The sequence below is a fragment of the Acinetobacter sp. C32I genome, from assembly GCF_023702715.1.
GTDB lineage: Bacteria > Pseudomonadota > Gammaproteobacteria > Pseudomonadales > Moraxellaceae > Acinetobacter.
Window position 1 is genome coordinate 3,172,750 of record NZ_CP098480.1, and the last position, 15,808, is coordinate 3,188,557.

General features: G+C 45.1%; 17 protein-coding genes and 2 tRNA genes. 15 read left to right on the plus strand and 4 right to left on the minus strand.

Features of this window, described 5'->3' with window-relative positions:
• The first annotated feature begins 75 nt into the window (after positions 1-75).
• The 8 genes from NDN13_RS15100 (at position 76) to NDN13_RS15135 (ending at position 9,260) form a co-directional block, all read left to right on the plus strand.
• Complete coding sequence (locus NDN13_RS15100) at positions 76-1,593, plus strand: CoA-acylating methylmalonate-semialdehyde dehydrogenase (RefSeq protein WP_251116051.1); 1,518 nt, start codon at positions 76-78, stop codon at positions 1,591-1,593.
• A gap of 14 nt (positions 1,594-1,607) precedes the next feature.
• Positions 1,608-2,498 carry a 3-hydroxyisobutyrate dehydrogenase gene (gene mmsB / locus NDN13_RS15105; RefSeq protein WP_251116052.1) on the plus strand — a complete coding sequence of 297 codons (891 nt, stop codon included), beginning with the start codon at positions 1,608-1,610 and terminating at the stop codon, positions 2,496-2,498.
• A 78-nt stretch (positions 2,499-2,576) separates the two neighbouring features.
• Positions 2,577-4,226, plus strand: coding sequence for an AMP-binding protein (locus tag NDN13_RS15110; protein WP_251116053.1), 1,650 nt, complete (start codon positions 2,577-2,579; stop codon positions 4,224-4,226).
• 10 nt (positions 4,227-4,236) lie between these two features.
• Positions 4,237-5,364 carry an acyl-CoA dehydrogenase family protein gene (locus NDN13_RS15115; RefSeq protein WP_251116054.1) on the plus strand — a complete coding sequence of 376 codons (1,128 nt, stop codon included), beginning with the start codon at positions 4,237-4,239 and terminating at the stop codon, positions 5,362-5,364.
• Positions 5,365-5,385: 21 nt separating this feature from the next.
• The gene (locus NDN13_RS15120; RefSeq protein WP_251118246.1) at positions 5,386-6,159 is read left to right on the plus strand and encodes an enoyl-CoA hydratase; all 774 of its coding nucleotides are present in this window, start codon (positions 5,386-5,388) and stop codon (positions 6,157-6,159) included.
• Positions 6,160-6,172: 13 nt separating this feature from the next.
• Complete coding sequence (locus tag NDN13_RS15125; protein WP_251116055.1) at positions 6,173-7,198, plus strand: enoyl-CoA hydratase/isomerase family protein; 1,026 nt, start codon at positions 6,173-6,175, stop codon at positions 7,196-7,198.
• A gap of 117 nt (positions 7,199-7,315) precedes the next feature.
• Positions 7,316-8,674, plus strand: a complete 1,359-nt coding sequence (locus tag NDN13_RS15130; RefSeq protein ID WP_251116056.1) for an MFS transporter — start codon at positions 7,316-7,318, stop codon at positions 8,672-8,674.
• 214 nt (positions 8,675-8,888) lie between these two features.
• Positions 8,889-9,260, plus strand: coding sequence for a rhodanese-like domain-containing protein (locus NDN13_RS15135; protein ID WP_251116057.1), 372 nt, complete (start codon positions 8,889-8,891; stop codon positions 9,258-9,260).
• Between the two features lie 65 nt (positions 9,261-9,325).
• Here NDN13_RS15135 and NDN13_RS15140 read toward each other — a convergent pair.
• Both NDN13_RS15140 and NDN13_RS15145 read right to left on the minus strand, forming a co-directional pair.
• A tRNA-Gly gene (locus NDN13_RS15140) sits at positions 9,326-9,401 on the minus strand.
• A 41-nt stretch (positions 9,402-9,442) separates the two neighbouring features.
• Positions 9,443-9,515: transfer RNA gene (locus NDN13_RS15145), tRNA-Gly, on the minus strand.
• Between the two features lie 190 nt (positions 9,516-9,705).
• On the opposite strand from NDN13_RS15145, the gene NDN13_RS15150 reads away from it, so the two are divergent.
• The 5 genes from NDN13_RS15150 (at position 9,706) to NDN13_RS15170 (ending at position 12,542) form a co-directional block, all read left to right on the plus strand.
• Positions 9,706-10,014, plus strand: a complete 309-nt coding sequence (locus NDN13_RS15150; RefSeq protein ID WP_016542554.1) for a BolA family protein — start codon at positions 9,706-9,708, stop codon at positions 10,012-10,014.
• Positions 10,015-10,022: 8 nt separating this feature from the next.
• Positions 10,023-10,415 (plus strand): SirB2 family protein, encoded by a 393-nt coding sequence (locus NDN13_RS15155; protein WP_251116058.1) that lies wholly within the window; start codon positions 10,023-10,025, stop codon positions 10,413-10,415.
• 84 nt (positions 10,416-10,499) lie between these two features.
• Positions 10,500-11,342 carry a ParA family protein gene (locus NDN13_RS15160; protein WP_251116059.1) on the plus strand — a complete coding sequence of 281 codons (843 nt, stop codon included), beginning with the start codon at positions 10,500-10,502 and terminating at the stop codon, positions 11,340-11,342.
• Between the two features lie 9 nt (positions 11,343-11,351).
• The gene (locus NDN13_RS15165) at positions 11,352-11,741 is read left to right on the plus strand and encodes a hypothetical protein (protein WP_251116060.1); all 390 of its coding nucleotides are present in this window, start codon (positions 11,352-11,354) and stop codon (positions 11,739-11,741) included.
• 210 nt (positions 11,742-11,951) lie between these two features.
• Entirely contained in the window at positions 11,952-12,542 is a 591-nt protein-coding gene (locus tag NDN13_RS15170; protein WP_251116061.1) for a LysE family translocator, read from the plus strand.
• A 16-nt stretch (positions 12,543-12,558) separates the two neighbouring features.
• On the opposite strand, the gene NDN13_RS15175 is transcribed toward NDN13_RS15170, so the two are convergent.
• Positions 12,559-13,194, minus strand: coding sequence for a DedA family protein (locus NDN13_RS15175; protein WP_251116062.1), 636 nt, complete (start codon positions 13,192-13,194; stop codon positions 12,559-12,561).
• 237 nt (positions 13,195-13,431) lie between these two features.
• Here NDN13_RS15175 and NDN13_RS15180 point away from each other — a divergent pair, with 237 nt between their 5' ends.
• Both NDN13_RS15180 and NDN13_RS15185 read left to right on the plus strand, forming a co-directional pair.
• Complete coding sequence (locus NDN13_RS15180; RefSeq protein ID WP_251116063.1) at positions 13,432-13,848, plus strand: DoxX family protein; 417 nt, start codon at positions 13,432-13,434, stop codon at positions 13,846-13,848.
• Positions 13,849-13,993: 145 nt separating this feature from the next.
• Positions 13,994-14,365: a NirD/YgiW/YdeI family stress tolerance protein gene (locus NDN13_RS15185; protein WP_251116064.1), complete on the plus strand. Its 372-nt coding sequence runs from the start codon at positions 13,994-13,996 to the stop codon at positions 14,363-14,365.
• Positions 14,366-14,417: 52 nt separating this feature from the next.
• Here NDN13_RS15185 and NDN13_RS15190 read toward each other — a convergent pair whose 3' ends face one another.
• On the minus strand, positions 14,418-15,644 hold the full coding sequence (locus NDN13_RS15190) for a DUF445 family protein (protein ID WP_171061146.1): 1,227 nt from the start codon (positions 15,642-15,644) through the stop codon (positions 14,418-14,420).
• Positions 15,645-15,808: the final 164 nt, after the last annotated feature.

A 15,808-nucleotide genomic window follows, 5' to 3' on the forward strand; every position in this document is an offset into this window, starting at 1 on the left:
CCTGAATAAAGAAAATACGACGATCGATATTTTCTGAACACTGATCACAATAAAAATACGGCCTATGGAGAGGTTATGAACACAATCCAAACTATTCAATTGGAAACAGCCAAGTTACTCATTAATGGCCGTTTTATCGAATCTGAAACCCAACAATGGCAAGACATTATTAATCCTGCAACGCAGGAGGTGATTGGTCGTGTGCCATTTGCTACGGTGCAGGAAGTCGATGCGGCAATTCAGTCTGCACAAGCAGCATTTGCGTCTTGGCGCCAAACGCCGATTCAGGCGCGTATGCGTATCATGCTGAAACTTCAAGATCTGATTCGTGCCAACATGAAGGAGATTGCCCAGGTACTGACTGCGGAACAAGGCAAGACTTTGGCCGATGCCGAAGGCGACATTCAACGCGGTCTGGAAGTGGTTGAGCATGCCTGTTCAGTTGGCACCTTGCAAATGGGGGAATATGTTGAAGGTGTCGCGCGTGGTGTGGATACCTATACCTTACAGCAGCCTTTGGGTGTCTGTGCAGGCATTACCCCATTTAATTTCCCCGCCATGATCCCGCTCTGGATGTTCCCAATGGCGATCGTCTGTGGCAATACCTTTGTATTGAAGCCTTCTGAGCAAGACCCACTCTCGACCATGATGCTGGTCGAATTGGCGATTCAGGCAGGCATTCCAGCAGGGGTGTTGAATGTGGTGCATGGCGGTAAAGAGGTGGTTGATCGTCTGTGTACGCATCCAGATATTAAAGCGATTTCCTTTGTCGGTTCGACCGCAGTGGGCACGCATGTGTATAACCTTGCAGGACAACATGGTAAACGTGTGCAGTCGATGATGGGTGCGAAAAACCATGTCGCGGTAATGCCTGATGCCAATAAAGAACAAACGCTGAATGCTTTAGTCGGTGCCGCATTTGGTGCGGCAGGGCAGCGTTGTATGGCGTTGTCAGTTGCGGTGATGGTCGGAGACAGTAAACATTGGATTGCAGAGTTAGTCGAAAAGGCCAAAACATTAACTGTTAATGCAGGGCATGAACCGAATACTGATATTGGCCCTGTGATTTCAAAACGTGCCAAAGCCCGGGTACTGGATTTGATCAATAGTGGTGTTGAACAAGGTGCAGAACTATTGCTTGATGGCCGCGATGTTCAGGTACACGGCTATGAGTCAGGCAACTTTGTCGGAGCCACAATTTTCAGTGGTGTAAGTACGGATATGCGTATTTATAAAGAAGAAATCTTCGGCCCTGTGCTGGCGATTATTTGTGTCGATACGCTTGAAGAGGCGATTGCGCTGATCAATGCCAATCCATTTGGTAATGGTGTGGGATTATTCACGCAAAGTGGTGCAATTGCGCGTACTTTCCAGAACCTGATTGATATCGGTCAAGTCGGCATCAATATTCCAATTCCTGTCCCTGTACCGTTCTTTAGCTTTACCGGTTCTCGTGGTTCAAAACTCGGTGATTTAGGCCCTTATGGCAAACAGGCTGTGCAGTTCTATACCCAAACCAAAACCATTACCAGTCGCTGGTTTGAAGACAGTCATGAAGTGGGCGGTGTCAACACCACTATCAGTTTACGTTAACAAGGGGATCAAGGATGAATATCGCCTTTATCGGTCTAGGCAATATGGGCGGCAGAATGGCCCACAACCTACTTAAAGCCGGACTTACCGTCTATGGTTATGACCTCAGCGAAGTGGCGATTCAGCACTTTGCCGAGGCGGGTGGTGTGGTGTGTGACAACCCTCAAGCAGCGGCCAAACAAGCCGATGTGCTGATCAGCATGTTACCTGCGGCCAAAGATGTCAAAGAAGTCTATCTTGGTGAAGAGGGGGTACTTGAAGTACTGAAAGCAGGCAGCTTATGTATTGATAGTAGTACCATTGACCCGCAAACCATCAAGGACATTGCCGCGATTGCGCAGAGTAAAAAAATCCATATTTGTGATGCACCTGTGTCGGGTGGCACCATCGGTGCACAGGCGGGGACCTTGACCTTTATGGTGGGTGCCAATGATCAGACTTTTGACGAAGTCAAACCCGTACTCAGCCACATGGGCAAAAACGTGGTGCATTGCGGTGAGGTGGGTGCAGGTCAAATTGCCAAAATCTGCAATAACCTGATTCTCGGAATTTCTATGGCTGCCGTGGCAGAGGGCATGGCACTCGGTGCCAAACTAGGCATTGATCCAAAAGCCTTGGCTGGGGTGATTAACACCTCAAGTGGTCGTTGCTGGAGTTCGGAAGTCTGTAATCCATGGCCACAGATTAATGAAAATGCCCCCGCTTCGCGTGGCTATCAAGATGGTTTTGCCACGCAGTTGATGTTGAAAGACTTGGGTCTTGCGGTAGAAGCGGCAGGGCAAGTCAAACAACCGATTGTGTTGGGTGGTATGGTACAGCAGCTGTATCAGCAAATGTGTATGCGTGGCAATGCGCATCTCGATTTTTCCAGCATTATTCAGCAATACCTACCGCCAGAGGCATAACAGCTCAAGCCAAAGGATGGCTATCAAAAAATTAAACCCTGTCATGAATAACAATCAAAGCAGACTGAGGGAACACAGATGTTGAATTATAAAGAGACGGTACAGGCTTTTGATCTGCAAAGTACAGCAACACAGATGCTGTCAGGTTCAGTCGATGCATTGAATGCCTGTTATGAATGTTGTGATCGCCACGCACAAAGCGACAAGATCGCATTGTATTGGCAAGGCAAAGATGGTCGAAAAGAACAATACACTTTTCGCCAGTTACAGCAATGGTCGAGTCAATTTGCCAATTTCTTAAAATCGCAGGGTGTAAAAGCAGGTGATCGTATTTCAGGATTACTGCCGAGAACACCGGAGTTGCTGGTGACGATTTTCGCCGCTTGGCGAATTGGTGCGGTATATCAACCTTTGTTTACTGCATTTGGCCCGAAGGCGATCGAGCATCGTCTGCAACTGGCACAAAGTAAGCTGGTGGTGACGGATACAGGTAACCGCAGCAAACTCGATGAAGTTGAGCGTTGCCCCGCAATTGTCACGGTTGCAGATCAGCAAGCGACGCCGTTAAATCCAGAAGACTTTAATTTCTGGAATGAAGTACAGCAGCAACCTGAGCACTGTGACTTGGTCATGCGAAGCCTTCAAGATCCATTTTTATTGATGTTTACGTCAGGAACCACAGGACCTGCAAAACCTTTAGAAGTGCCGTTAAAAGCCTTACTGGCCTTTGCGCGCTATATGCAAGATGCGGTTGGTCTAAGAGAAGAGGATTCATTCTGGAATATTGCCGATCCAGGATGGGCATATGGCCTGTACTTCGGTATTACTGGCCCCTTATTTTTAGGGCATGCCATCTTGTTCTATGACGGTGGTTTTAGCACGGACAGCCTGTGTCAGATTGTGAAGGATTATCAGATTACCAATCTGGCGGGTGCACCTACGGCTTACCGCATGATGATGGCGGCAGACCCTACTCAAATGGCCGAGTTAAAAGGTCAGTTCCGTGTAGTCAGCAGTGCAGGAGAGCCATTGAATCCAGAAGTGATTCGCTGGTTTAAACAGGTGTTGGATGCGCCGATTTATGATCATTATGGGCAAACTGAAGTGGGCATGGTGGTGTGTAATCACCATGGTTTAAGCCATGAGGTTCGTGCTGGTTCAGCGGGTTTTGCCAGTGCAGGCTATCGTGTTGCTGTCGTGAATGAACAAGGCGAAGAATTGCCTGCAGATACCCCCGGGATTTTAGCGGTCGATATCAGCCAATCACCGATGATGTGGTTTGGTGGCTATCATGAAACGCGTAAATCGCCTTTTATTGGTCAGTACTATTTGACTGGCGATACTGCCGAGTTGCATGCCGATGGCAGCATGAGTTTTGTTGGGCGCAGTGATGATGTGATCACCACCTCGGGCTATCGGATTGGACCGTTTGATGTGGAAAGTGCCTTGCTGGAACATGATGCGGTGGTTGAAGCAGCGGTCATTGGGGTACCTGACCCAGAACGTACCGAGGTGGTGAAAGCCTTTGTGATCTTATCGGCAGGCGTTCAACCCTTAGCACAACTGGCTGAGGAACTGAGTCAATTTGTGAAAAAACGCCTGTCTGCACATGCCTATCCACGTTTAGTCGAGTTCGTTACCGAACTGCCAAAAACCCCAAGTGGCAAAATTCAGCGCTTTTTATTACGTAATCAGGAAATTGCCAAACAGCAAGCGAAAGCAGGGTAAGGAACACAAGATGCAATTAACGGAAGAACAAAGCTTAATTCGAGATATGGCGAAAAGCTTCGCCCAAGAACAAATCAAGCCCAATGCCAGTGATTGGGACCGACACAGCACTTTTCCAAAAGCTGCACTGGCACAGATGGGACAGCTCGGCTTTATGGGCATGCTGATTCCTGAGCAATGGGGTGGTTCTGATACAGGTAATCTTGCTTATGTCTTGGCGCTTGAGGAAGTGGCCGCAGCCGATGGTGCCACTTCAACCATCATGAGTGTACATAACTCGGTGGGCTGTGTGCCGATTTTAAAATTTGGTAGCGATGAACAGAAACAACGCTTTTTAAAACCCTTGGCACAAGGTGAAATGATCGGTGCTTTTGCCTTGACTGAACCGCATACCGGTTCGGATGCGGCAGCGATTAAAACCCGCGCGGTGAAAGATGGCGATGACTATATTCTCAATGGCGCTAAGCAGTTTATTACCTCGGGCGACAACGCGGGGGTGATTATTGTATTTGCTGTGACTGATCCAAGTGCAGGTAAAAAGGGCATCAGTGCCTTCCTCGTGCCACGTGATGCAGCGGGGTATGAGGTGATTCGGGTCGAAGAAAAACTCGGTTTACATGCCTCCGATACCTGCCAAATTGCGCTGACTGATGTGCGTATTCATAAAAGTCTGATGTTGGGTGCGGAAGGTGAGGGGCTGAAAATCGCGCTTGCCAATCTGGAAGGTGGTCGTATTGGTATTGCGGCACAGGCGGTCGGGTTGGCACGTGCAGCATTGGAAGAAGCCACGCGCTATGCCAAAGAGCGGCTGACCTTTGGCAAACCAATTTTTGAGCATCAAGCACTGGCATTCCGACTTGCCAGTATGGCGACCGAGATTGAAGCAGCTCGACAACTAGTGCACTACGCTGCATGTCTTAAAGAAGCAGGGCAACCTTGTCTAAACGAAGCTTCCATGGCCAAGCTGTTCGCTTCAGAAATGACTGAACGTGTCTGCTCGGCTGCGTTACAGGTGTTTGGTGGCTATGGTTATCTGAAAGATTTTCCGATTGAACGCATCTATCGTGATGCTCGAATTTGTCAGATTTATGAAGGCACCAGTGATATTCAACGTTTAGTGATCGCCCGTAGCTTATAACCAGAGAACAAGGAATCGATGATGCAGTGGCAAACCATTTTATTAGAAAAACACAATGGCGTAGGCTTGATTACGCTGAATCGCCCGCACGCCTTGAATGCGCTGAATAGTGAATTGATTAGCGAAGTGAATCAAGCTTTAGATGAATTAGAAAAAGATCGTGAGATTGGCTGCATGGTGTTGGCAGGCTCAGAAAAGGCCTTTGCCGCAGGTGCTGACATTAAGGAAATGGCTGCACTAAACTTTCCTGACATTTATTTTGATGATTTTTTCCATCTTGCCGATCGTATCGCCCAACGCCGTAAACCTTTGATTGCTGCGGTTAGTGGCTATGCGCTTGGCGGCGGCTGTGAATTGGCACTGATGTGTGATTTTATCTATTGTGCAGACAATGCCAAGTTTGGTCTGCCTGAAGTGACTTTAGGTGTAATCCCTGGGATTGGCGGCACACAACGTTTAACCCACGCAATTGGTAAAGCCAAAGCCATGGAGATGTGCTTTACCGCACGGCAAATGGGCGCAGTCGAAGCTGAACAAAGCGGGCTGGTGGCACGTATGTTTAGTAAAGAACAATTACTTGAACAAACCCTGCAAGCCGCAGAGAACATTGCTGCGCGCTCTTTAACGGCCAACATGATGCTGAAAGAAAGCATTAATCGCGCCTTTGAAGTGAATCTCACAGAAGGCTTACGTTTTGAAAGACGGATGTTCCACTCCATTTTTGCCACATCGGATCAGAAAGAAGGCATGCAGGCCTTTGTGGAAAAACGTCAGGCCAAATTTAAAAATCGATAAGAGATCAACAACCATGAATATCGAACATCAGTTAATGATTGAGCAAAAGGGTGGTCTTGGCCTGATCAGCTTAGATCGGGTCAAACATTTAAATGCCTTGTCACTGGAGATGATTGAGGGCATCTGTAGCCAACTGGAACTGTGGCGTTATGATGCAGCAATTCAGGCGGTCCTGATTAAATCGAATAGCCCCAAAGCTTTCTGTGCCGGTGGGGATATCCGTTATCTATATGATAGCTATAAAAATGATACGGCTGATTATAAAGGCTATTTTAGTGCCGAATATAAAATGCTGAATCTGCTGCGTGACTATGCAAAGCCTGTGGTGGTGGTGCTTGATGGTTATGTGCTGGGCGGTGGTTTTGGCTTGGCACAAGCCTGTCATATTGTGGTGAGCAGTGAAAAATCTCGATTTGCCATGCCTGAAACAGCAATTGGCTTTTTCCCTGATGTGGGTGCGACCCATTTCCTGTCTCGACTGGATGATATCGGCGTTTATCTGGCCATTACGGGCGAGCAGATCAGTAGCAGTGACGCGCTTTATTTAGACTTGATCGACTATCACGTACCCAGTGACAAGTTGGATGCTTTGCAAGAGGCATTGATCAATGAGCCGAATTTAAGCAAACAGAATATTGAGCATATTGTTGCGTGCTTTATTACCCGACCTGCTGAAAGTGAACTTAAACAGTTGGCAGATGGTATTCGCAGACATTTCGGTTTTCAGCATTTGGACGAAATTGAGCAAAGCCTTGCGAATGAGAAAGATGAGCAATTGCAGCCTTGGGCAGAAAAAATGCTCAGCATCTTGCAGCAACGCTCATTCATTGCCAAACAAACCAGTTTGAAACTACAACATTTAGGCCGTGGTCTTTCCTTGCCACAATGCATGCAACTGGAGCGAGACCTACAAGATATCTGGTTTGAACACGGTGATTTTATTGAAGGGGTACGTGCCCTGATTGTCGATAAGGATAAACAGCCACAATGGCAACAACGTAACCCCGAGCTGGAACAGATTCTGGAAAAACTCAGCTAAATCCAATCATGCATATTGACTCATCGAAGGAGTAGTAAAACGTCTGACATGCTGATGATCAGGATTGATGATCAGCAAAAAACCTAAAACAAGAAGATCCAAGAAAGGAACATGATGATGCAAACAATACATGGAAACGGTTCATCTGCTAAAAAGTCCTCTCATCGCTTGGCGGGTATCTCAAGTATGGTAGGCACCACCATAGAGTGGTATGACTTTTTTATCTACGGTGCGGCAGCAGCTTTAATTTTTAATAAATTGTTTTTCCCTAACCTTGATCCGTTGACGGGTGTGCTTGCCGCATTCGCCACCTATGCGGTGGGATTCATTGGGCGGCCGTTGGGTGGTCTGGTATTTGGGCATTTTGGTGACAAGATCGGGCGTAAATCGATGTTATTGCTCACCTTGATGTTGATGGGGATTCCAACAGTACTGATTGGTCTGTTACCCACTTATGAGTCGATTGGCTACTGGGCTGCCATCTGCTTGGTGATCCTGAGATTTATCCAAGGTATGGCTATGGGCGGCGAGTGGGGCGGTGCCGTGTTAATGGCGGTTGAACATGCGCCAGAAGGTAAAAAGGGCTTTTGGGGCAGTTTGCCTCAAGCCAGTACTGGCGGTGGCTTAATGCTTGCCTCAATTGCACTAGGATTGGTGTCTTTATTGCCTGAGCAGGCTCTGTTTAGTTGGGGTTGGCGGATTCCGTTTCTTGCCAGCATCGTGTTACTGGCAGTCGGTTGGTACATTCGAGTCAAAGTGCCAGAGTCGCCCGATTTTGAAAAAGTGAAGCAGCAGGCGGAACAAGTTAAAGTCCCTGCTTTACAGGTCTTTAAAAAGCATCCGAAGCAACTGATCACCATTATTGTGGCGCGTGCAGCCGAGAATGCGTGGTTTTATATTGCTTCAACCTTTACTTTGGCCTACACCACCACACAGTTGGGGATTGCCAGACAAGAGATCCTATTTGCTACCATTTGTGGGGCCATTGTGATTATGTTTATGACCCCATTATGTGGACATTTGTCCGATAAAGTGGGGCAGCGCAACATGTTTATGTTCGGCCTATGTGTACTGGCGCTGTATAGCTACCCATTCTTTAGCATGCTCAATACCAAAGACCCTGTGTTGGTCTGGACTGCAATTGTATTTGCGATTGGCGTAGTATTCCCAATTATGTATGCACCGCAAGCACAACTGTTTGCGCGGCAGTTCCCCGCAGAAATCCGTTATAGCGGCATTTCGATTTCGGTACAGTTGGCGGGGGTATTGGGTGGTGGACTAGCGCCGTTGATTGCAACGAAGCTACTCAGTGTTGGTGGCGGCAGTCCTCATCTGATTATGATGTATATTGGCAGTATGGCGGTGATTGCGATTATCTCGACCACTTTTATGCCACGGGATGGACTGCTGGCTGGGATGCAAACCGAGCGCAATCAGACTGTGAATGTGCCAACCAAGGCCACAGAATCGTCTTAGTGAAAAGAAATGAATCTGAAAAGGTGCTTGCTCGTCTTTGGAAGCACCTTTTTGTTTGAAGGATTTAAAAGGTTCCACGTGGAGCATCAAATATTTCGGTATAAGAAGCGGGTTGATTTTTAAGCTTTGTTGCAAAGTGTATTTATTGGGGCTTATTTAAATTGAAATGCGCTAGTATTTTGAGTGAGTCCATAACACAGAAAGGATGATCAGAATGAATACCGTTGCTGAATGGGTTAAACAGGCAAAATCAGAGATTGAAAATCTAAGCCCAGATCAAGTTGAACAAGAGTTGGCCTCAGGACAGGCAATTCTGGTTGATGTGCGAGACGCAGAAGAGCGTGTTGCTGGAACAATACCAAGCGCGTTGCATATCTCTCGTGGCACTTTAGAATTCGCTGCTGATCCGAGTAGTCCGATGTATCGGTCTGAATTACAACCGAATAGTAGAACCATTCTACATTGTGCAGGTGGTGGACGTTCGGCCTTAGCGGTGAAGACTTTACAGGCTTTGGGTTATCACAATGTAGCGCATTTAGAGGGCGGCTTTAAAGCATGGGTCGAGGCAAACAAACCCGTGTTTTAAAATTAGATATGAAACTAAAACACAAGAAAAAAGCCCTAATCTTTCGACTAGGGCTTTTTTGAATCTGGAGCGGGAAAGGAGACTCGAACTCCCGACCCCAACCTTGGCAAGGTTATGCTCTACCAACTGAGCTATTCCCGCTTATTGAGCAGTTTTTACGAAAACTTACACTAAAAAATTTGAGCGGGAAAGGAGACTCGAACTCCCGACCCCAACCTTGGCAAGGTTATGCTCTACCAACTGAGCTATTCCCGCATGCCGTGTATAATACATTAAGCAAAAATAGGGTCAATAATTTTATGCAAAGAAATTGATTATTTGCATAAAATTAAAGCATTTTCATGCAAAAAAAGCAGGGTATAGCAAATTTTTGTACAAAAGTTTCCCTCAGATTACGCTCATGTATACTAATGAGCTATCTCAATCTGACCTTACAGAGTGACTGATGAACTTAGAACAACAGTTGATTGAACGTTTAAACACGCTCGCACCGATCCATCTTGACGTCATCAATGAGTCGGCAGGACATGGTGGTTATTTCCCAGGTAAAGAGTCACATTTTAAAGTGATTGTGGTCAGTGATGAATTTCAAGGCCTGCGTCTGGTACAACGTCATCAAAAAATTTATGCGGTTGCCGCTGAGTTAATGAGCCCAGGTCGCATCCATGCGCTGGCGATTCATGCCTATGTGCCGAGTGAGTGGCAGGGTGAAGCACCTGCAAGTCCTGAATGCGCACATGCGCCAAAAAGCTAAGGATGAATATGGATATCCATTTACTCACTAAAATTGTGCATATGTCTGCAGTGAGCTTATTGATCATTGCATTTGTGTTGCGTGCTTCGACTTTATTTGTTGGTGTCCAAGATCAACAACCCAATCCCAAAGCCCGTAAAGGCTTGGTGGGTTTGCAACATCTGTCTTTAAGTTTGATTATCGTGACGGGTGCGGTTTTACTGTTCATGAATAACTTTGAGGTGCAGCCTTGGTTCTATGCCAAAGTGATTTTGTTTTTTGTGTTGTGGTCGTCTTTGATCAAAACCTATAAAAAGGACCGTGATATTTTGCTGCAACAACGTCGTGCAGGGTTATTGATCGGAACGGTGGCGATGGTGGGAATTTTAGGCCTTGTCATGATTAAGCCGGTTTTTGCCTGATTGTTCGACACATTGTTTGAGTAATTGTTTTTGCACTAGGTTAAACTGCGTGCAGTTTACAAAAAATATGCTAGAGGGAAATCAATGTTAACGCGTGTTGTGTTTAACCAGAAAGGTGGCGTGGGGAAATCAAGTATTACGGTGAATTTAGCTGCGATTAGTGCTAAACAAGGCCTCAGAACCTTAGTGATTGACCTTGATCCACAAGCAAACTCAAGCCAATACCTTTTGGGTGAAGATGCAACCTATTCTGCGGATAAAGCCGCATTAGAGCCAAACATTGAAAACTTTTTCGAAGATGTTTTAGGTAGCACACAGCAAAAGGGCTTAATTGGCAATGCCATTGGTTCAATCCTGAAAGCACCGCGTGGCAAAGGACTGGACAGCTATGTACACCGAACTACTTTTGAAAATTTGGATGTGATTCCTGCCAGCCCAAGCCTTGGTGCCTTAGAACATGCACTGGAAAGTAAACACAAAATCTATAAATTGCGTGACTCAATTCAATCCCTCAGTGCACGTTATGACCGGATTTTTATTGATACCCCGCCTGCATTTAATTTCTTTACCTTATCTGCTTTGATTTCTGCAGATCGTGTGCTGATTCCTTTCGATTGTGATGTGTTCTCGAAACGTGCGTTACAAACTTTGATTGAAAATGTGCTCGAAACCCAAGATGATCATAATGATCGCTTGGAGATTGAGGGAATTGTGGTCAATCAGTTCCAATCTCAGGCAAAATTACCCCGAGAAGTGGTTCAACAACTCAAAGATGAAGGCTTGCCTGTGCTGGATAGCATGTTGCCGCCATCGATTTTGATGAAAGAATCACATCAAAAGAATTTACCCTTGATTCATTTGGCATCTGACCATAAATTGACCGTCGCCTATGTGACCCTGTTCAATGAGATTGAATCAAAGAAATAAGAGAATCTTATGAAACGCTTATATTGGATGCCAGTTTTGGCAGCAAGTCTGTTATTGGGTGCTTGTGCATCAACGGTAAAGCCTGCGTATGTATCGCCGACACAATATCAAGCACTGAATTGCCAACAGTTGCAAGCCGAGTACAACCGTATTCAGCTTTATATCGAAAATGGTGTGCAAACACCAAAACGTACGGGTGTCGGTGTGGGGCTTGGGCTTGGCGGCGGCTGGGGCAGAGGTGGCTGGGGCTTTGGCCCATCGATCTCGGTGAATATGGGGCAGTCGATGAATACCAAAAATACCGAACTTGCCAATGTCATGGGACAGCAAGATGCAATTGTGCAGGCAGCAAAATTTAAAGGTTGCCCAATCATTGTAAAACAACGCCCAAAATCGTAAATTTTGAGAACTGATCGTCATCGCTTAAGCTGGCGGTCAGTAACTAAATTATAGCAAAATGTTTCAAAATATAATGATAAAAATCAAATGATTAAAATTATTAACCCAGCTAATTCATTGATTTATTTTATTCGAGGATGCCCTGAAAATTTGTGTTTTTGCCCTAAATTCGTTTAAGGTGGCGCCCATGTCTAGCCGTTCGGTATGTGTATGATTGAGAGTTGGTTTTTTGTTTTGGCGATGTTGGCGGTATTACTGATACCGGGTCCGACCAATGCTTTGCTTGCCAGTGCAACACACCAACACGGTGTTCCTAAAACCATGACTTTTATTCCAATTGAGTGGTTGGGTTATCTCTATGGCATTAGTCTATGGGCACTTTTTATTCATTTATTTGATCCGATTTGGCCAGCAATTGGCGCGATTCTACATACGCTCAGTTTGCTCTATGTGTTGTGGATGGCATTTCATCTGTGGAAAGGCTCACACCTACAAAAACTAGATCAGCACCACCAACATATTCGTAAAAGACAGTTATTTCTTTCAACCCTCAAAAATCCGAAAACAGTATTGCTGGCTTCAGGGATTTTTCCAGCTGAAACTTGGAATTCGATTGAACAAGCTGCGTTGGTATTTACGATTTTTAGTCTTATCCTGATTCCAGTTAGTATTTTCTGGATGCTGTTTGGGCGGGCTTTACTGGCGGGAAGTTTAGTTGGAATCAAAGCCGATCATTTATATAAAGGATCGGCCATGCTGTTACTGATTTGTATGTTGCCAATGATCTTTCGTTTGTTTTAAATCAAACTTCAATTTATTACGCTTTGGTGCCCTTCATTTTCTGGCGAATAAAGCCAATCACACCCGGTAATACACTGATAATAATGATACCGAAAATGAGATGGGTAAAATTATCTTTCACGATTGGCATATTACCGAATAAGTAGCCAAGCGTAATGAACGATGTAATCCAGCAAAATGCACCCACCACGTTATAGGTCAAGAAGTACTTATAGTTCATACTGCCAGCACCCGCTACAAAGGGAGCGAAGGTCCGTGCAAAAGGCACAAAGCGGGCGAAAATAATGGTTTTACCGCCGTGACGTTGAAAGAACGCTTGGGTTTTAAGCAAATGCTGTTTATTGATGAAGCGTGAATTGGTTTCAAATACGCGTGGACCCACATAACGACCAATATGATAATTCAAGGTATCACCGAGTACGGCCGCGATAAACAACAAAACACCGAGCACCCATGGATCCATTGCACCTGTAGATGCCGCCAAGGCACCAGCAGCAAACAATAAACTGTCACCTGGTAAAAATGGCATCACCACCAAACCGGTTTCAACAAAAATAATCAGGAATAAAATGGCATAAATCCATACGCCATAATTGGTAATAAATTCTAAAAGATGTTCGTCAACGTGCAGAATAAAATCAATGAGTTCCATGGAGGGGTTAACACTATGAATGTGGACTAAATCCTAGCAGTGCCTCTGTAGAATGTCAGTATAAAAAGCAAATTAATTGGTAACTTTTAAGAACAGATCGTGTGGTCTATACCGTGAGAAAAAGAGCCCTATTGTTGCAAATAAGGAACGATATGTTAACTAAATTGGTATTTATTGCAAAAATAAACATACATAAACTGCTAGCATGTTAAAAAACAAACAGTGTGGAAATTGATTATGTTTAATCCGAATGTTGTTGTAAAAAATATCGTAACACAGTCTGGCGTGGCCAATGTCGTTACTTTGATTGCGCGTTTGTTATTGGCTTATATTTTCCTTGTTGCAGGCTGGGGCAAGATCGTAGGCTATGCAGGTACAGTGGGCTATATGGAATCGATGGGGGTTCCGGGTGCATTATTACCGTTAGTGATTTTGGTTGAGTTTGGCGGTGGCTTGGCTTTATTGTTTGGTTTCCAAACACGATTCGCATCTTTAGGCCTAGGTCTTTTTAGTATTATCACGGCCTTTATCTTCCATAGCGGTGCAGAAGATGCGATTAACTTTATGAAGAACTTTGCGATGGCAGGTGGCTTCTTTATGTTAATGCTCTATGGTGCAGGTCGTATTAGCCTCGATCAGCTGATTGAAAAATAACAATGACAAGAAGATACCCCGCTTTAATCAGCGGGGTTAAGCGTATATATCTATTATATTAATGATGCTTACTTACAAACTGAAGCCGACATTGTGGCTTATTTCTGTTTAGATCATAAAAGGTTAAAACAAATAGGACATGAAAATGAAAAAAATGTTGATGGGCTGTGGGTTAGTGGTCGTTACAGGCTTATCGAGCCTCGCATGGGCAGGTAAGGATGATCATGTGTTGCTACAGCAAGCGGCAAAGAATGTGGTGACCGTAAGCCAAGTCGCGAAATTGGCCGATGAAACTGGTGTCACCTTAACTGGTCAGATTAGCAAACATCTGCAAAGCGACCATTATGAGTTTAAAGATTCGAGCGGTAGCATCAGCGTCGAAATTGATGATGATATTTGGCGTCAAGCAGGACTAAAAGTGGGTGATCATGTGCGTTTGGTGGGTGAGGTGGATACCCATCGCTATAAGCCAACCGATATCGAAGTGATCAAAATTGAAAAATATGCGCATCGATAAGTGCATAAAAAAGGAAGCAGATGCTTCCTTTTTTCTTTTCTAGATGAAAGTGTTAGAGCATGAAATGAATCTGCATTTCCCCGACGAGGAAACCCAGTACAGCACCGACAATAATCAAAGACCATTCATCTTCTTTGAAGGCAGGGCGGAGCATGCCTTCAAATTCTTCAGGGCTGAGTTTCTGCATACGCTCAACCAAGGTATTCCGCACATTCATCGCATCTTCAGCATAAGACTCCACATAACGCATGGTGTCTGGAAGTTGCTTGAGAATACGCTCTGCCACTTCGGCTTTCAGGTTTTGGTATTTTTCACCGCCAATTGCATAAACCACCAATGGACGCACAATACCGGCCTGTAAATCAATTTCCTGTTTGACTTGGCGGCTGACCAATTCAATGACTTTATCTGAATGTGTGCCTGAGAATAGCTCTTCCATCATATTGCGTGAAGTCAGCAACTGTTTGGAAATGAGTGCGGCATAATCCGCAGCCACTTCATTTTGGCGTTTAATGAATAAACCTTGCCATGTGTAACCCATAATCTTTTTTGGATACAGTGGTCGGAACATCATTTGTAAAGCCATCCAGTCGCTAAAGAAGCCGACAAAACCACCAAACATCGGCAGCATCCATGGATATTTGCCTTGGGTCACGATCCAGCACAGCATTTGTACCACACCAATCGCAAAACCAAACACGAAACCGACGTTACTAAAGAATTTGAATTCCTGTTTGCCCACTTTCTTAAAGATTTCATTGAGCAGGCGTTTGTCTTTGAGTAGGTTGTTGACCACCATATGTTTGATGTCGAAGTACTTGGCAACATCTTTCTGTACTTCACTCATAATATGTTCAACAATTTCTGGCGCTTTGGCTTGAACACGTTTAATCAGTTTTTGTCGTGCAAACTCAGGCATGCCTTCCCATAGGCCAGGTTGGTATTGTTGTGCCACTTCTCGGGTAATGTCCTCAGCCGCTGCCATCAATGGTTTTTCAATTTCTTGGGCAATCCGTTTGGGATCAAGACGGGCAAAAATTTCTTCGGGTTTAATCAGCTTGGAGGTCATCAACTCCACTGCTGTGGTGGCCATCTTCTCTGCTTTACGGGGAACAATCCCTTGCCATCCGAGTGGAAGACCAAATAATCGCAATCCTTTAAATTCAAGTGGCGAAAACATCATTTGAATGGCAATGACTTTGGTCACATAGCCAATAAAGCCACTGATAAAGGGGATTGAAATATATAACCAGAAATTCTGTTGAAAATCCGCAATCATTTCTTGAAACATTATTTTATTGGTCCTTCAAGTCCTAATTGTTGCTCGTGGTCGGGCAAGCGCTAGATGATAGTGAAATATTTTCGGCCATTGGTGAAACACCACGACCCTTAATTTTTTTGAGTTACCCTTTTATTTTTCCTTTGAATCAGGACATCACAATC

Coding starts and splice junctions, on each gene's coding strand:
- NDN13_RS15160 (WP_251116059.1), top strand. CDS start 10,500: ATGTTAACGCGTGTTGTGTTTAACCAGAAAGGTGGCGTGGGGAAATCA.
- NDN13_RS15115 (WP_251116054.1), top strand. CDS start 4,237: ATGCAATTAACGGAAGAACAAAGCTTAATTCGAGATATGGCGAAAAGC.
- NDN13_RS15125 (WP_251116055.1), top strand. CDS start 6,173: ATGAATATCGAACATCAGTTAATGATTGAGCAAAAGGGTGGTCTTGGC.
- NDN13_RS15130 (WP_251116056.1), top strand. CDS start 7,316: ATGCAAACAATACATGGAAACGGTTCATCTGCTAAAAAGTCCTCTCAT.
- NDN13_RS15170 (WP_251116061.1), top strand. CDS start 11,952: ATGATTGAGAGTTGGTTTTTTGTTTTGGCGATGTTGGCGGTATTACTG.
- NDN13_RS15150 (WP_016542554.1), top strand. CDS start 9,706: ATGAACTTAGAACAACAGTTGATTGAACGTTTAAACACGCTCGCACCG.
- NDN13_RS15180 (WP_251116063.1), top strand. CDS start 13,432: ATGTTTAATCCGAATGTTGTTGTAAAAAATATCGTAACACAGTCTGGC.
- NDN13_RS15120 (WP_251118246.1), top strand. CDS start 5,386: ATGCAGTGGCAAACCATTTTATTAGAAAAACACAATGGCGTAGGCTTG.
- NDN13_RS15135 (WP_251116057.1), top strand. CDS start 8,889: ATGAATACCGTTGCTGAATGGGTTAAACAGGCAAAATCAGAGATTGAA.
- NDN13_RS15100 (WP_251116051.1), top strand. CDS start 76: ATGAACACAATCCAAACTATTCAATTGGAAACAGCCAAGTTACTCATT.
- NDN13_RS15155 (WP_251116058.1), top strand. CDS start 10,023: ATGGATATCCATTTACTCACTAAAATTGTGCATATGTCTGCAGTGAGC.
- mmsB (WP_251116052.1), top strand. CDS start 1,608: ATGAATATCGCCTTTATCGGTCTAGGCAATATGGGCGGCAGAATGGCC.
- NDN13_RS15185 (WP_251116064.1), top strand. CDS start 13,994: ATGAAAAAAATGTTGATGGGCTGTGGGTTAGTGGTCGTTACAGGCTTA.
- NDN13_RS15110 (WP_251116053.1), top strand. CDS start 2,577: ATGTTGAATTATAAAGAGACGGTACAGGCTTTTGATCTGCAAAGTACA.
- NDN13_RS15165 (WP_251116060.1), top strand. CDS start 11,352: ATGAAACGCTTATATTGGATGCCAGTTTTGGCAGCAAGTCTGTTATTG.
- NDN13_RS15190 (WP_171061146.1), bottom strand. CDS start 15,644: ATGATTGCGGATTTTCAACAGAATTTCTGGTTATATATTTCAATCCCC.
- NDN13_RS15175 (WP_251116062.1), bottom strand. CDS start 13,194: ATGGAACTCATTGATTTTATTCTGCACGTTGACGAACATCTTTTAGAA.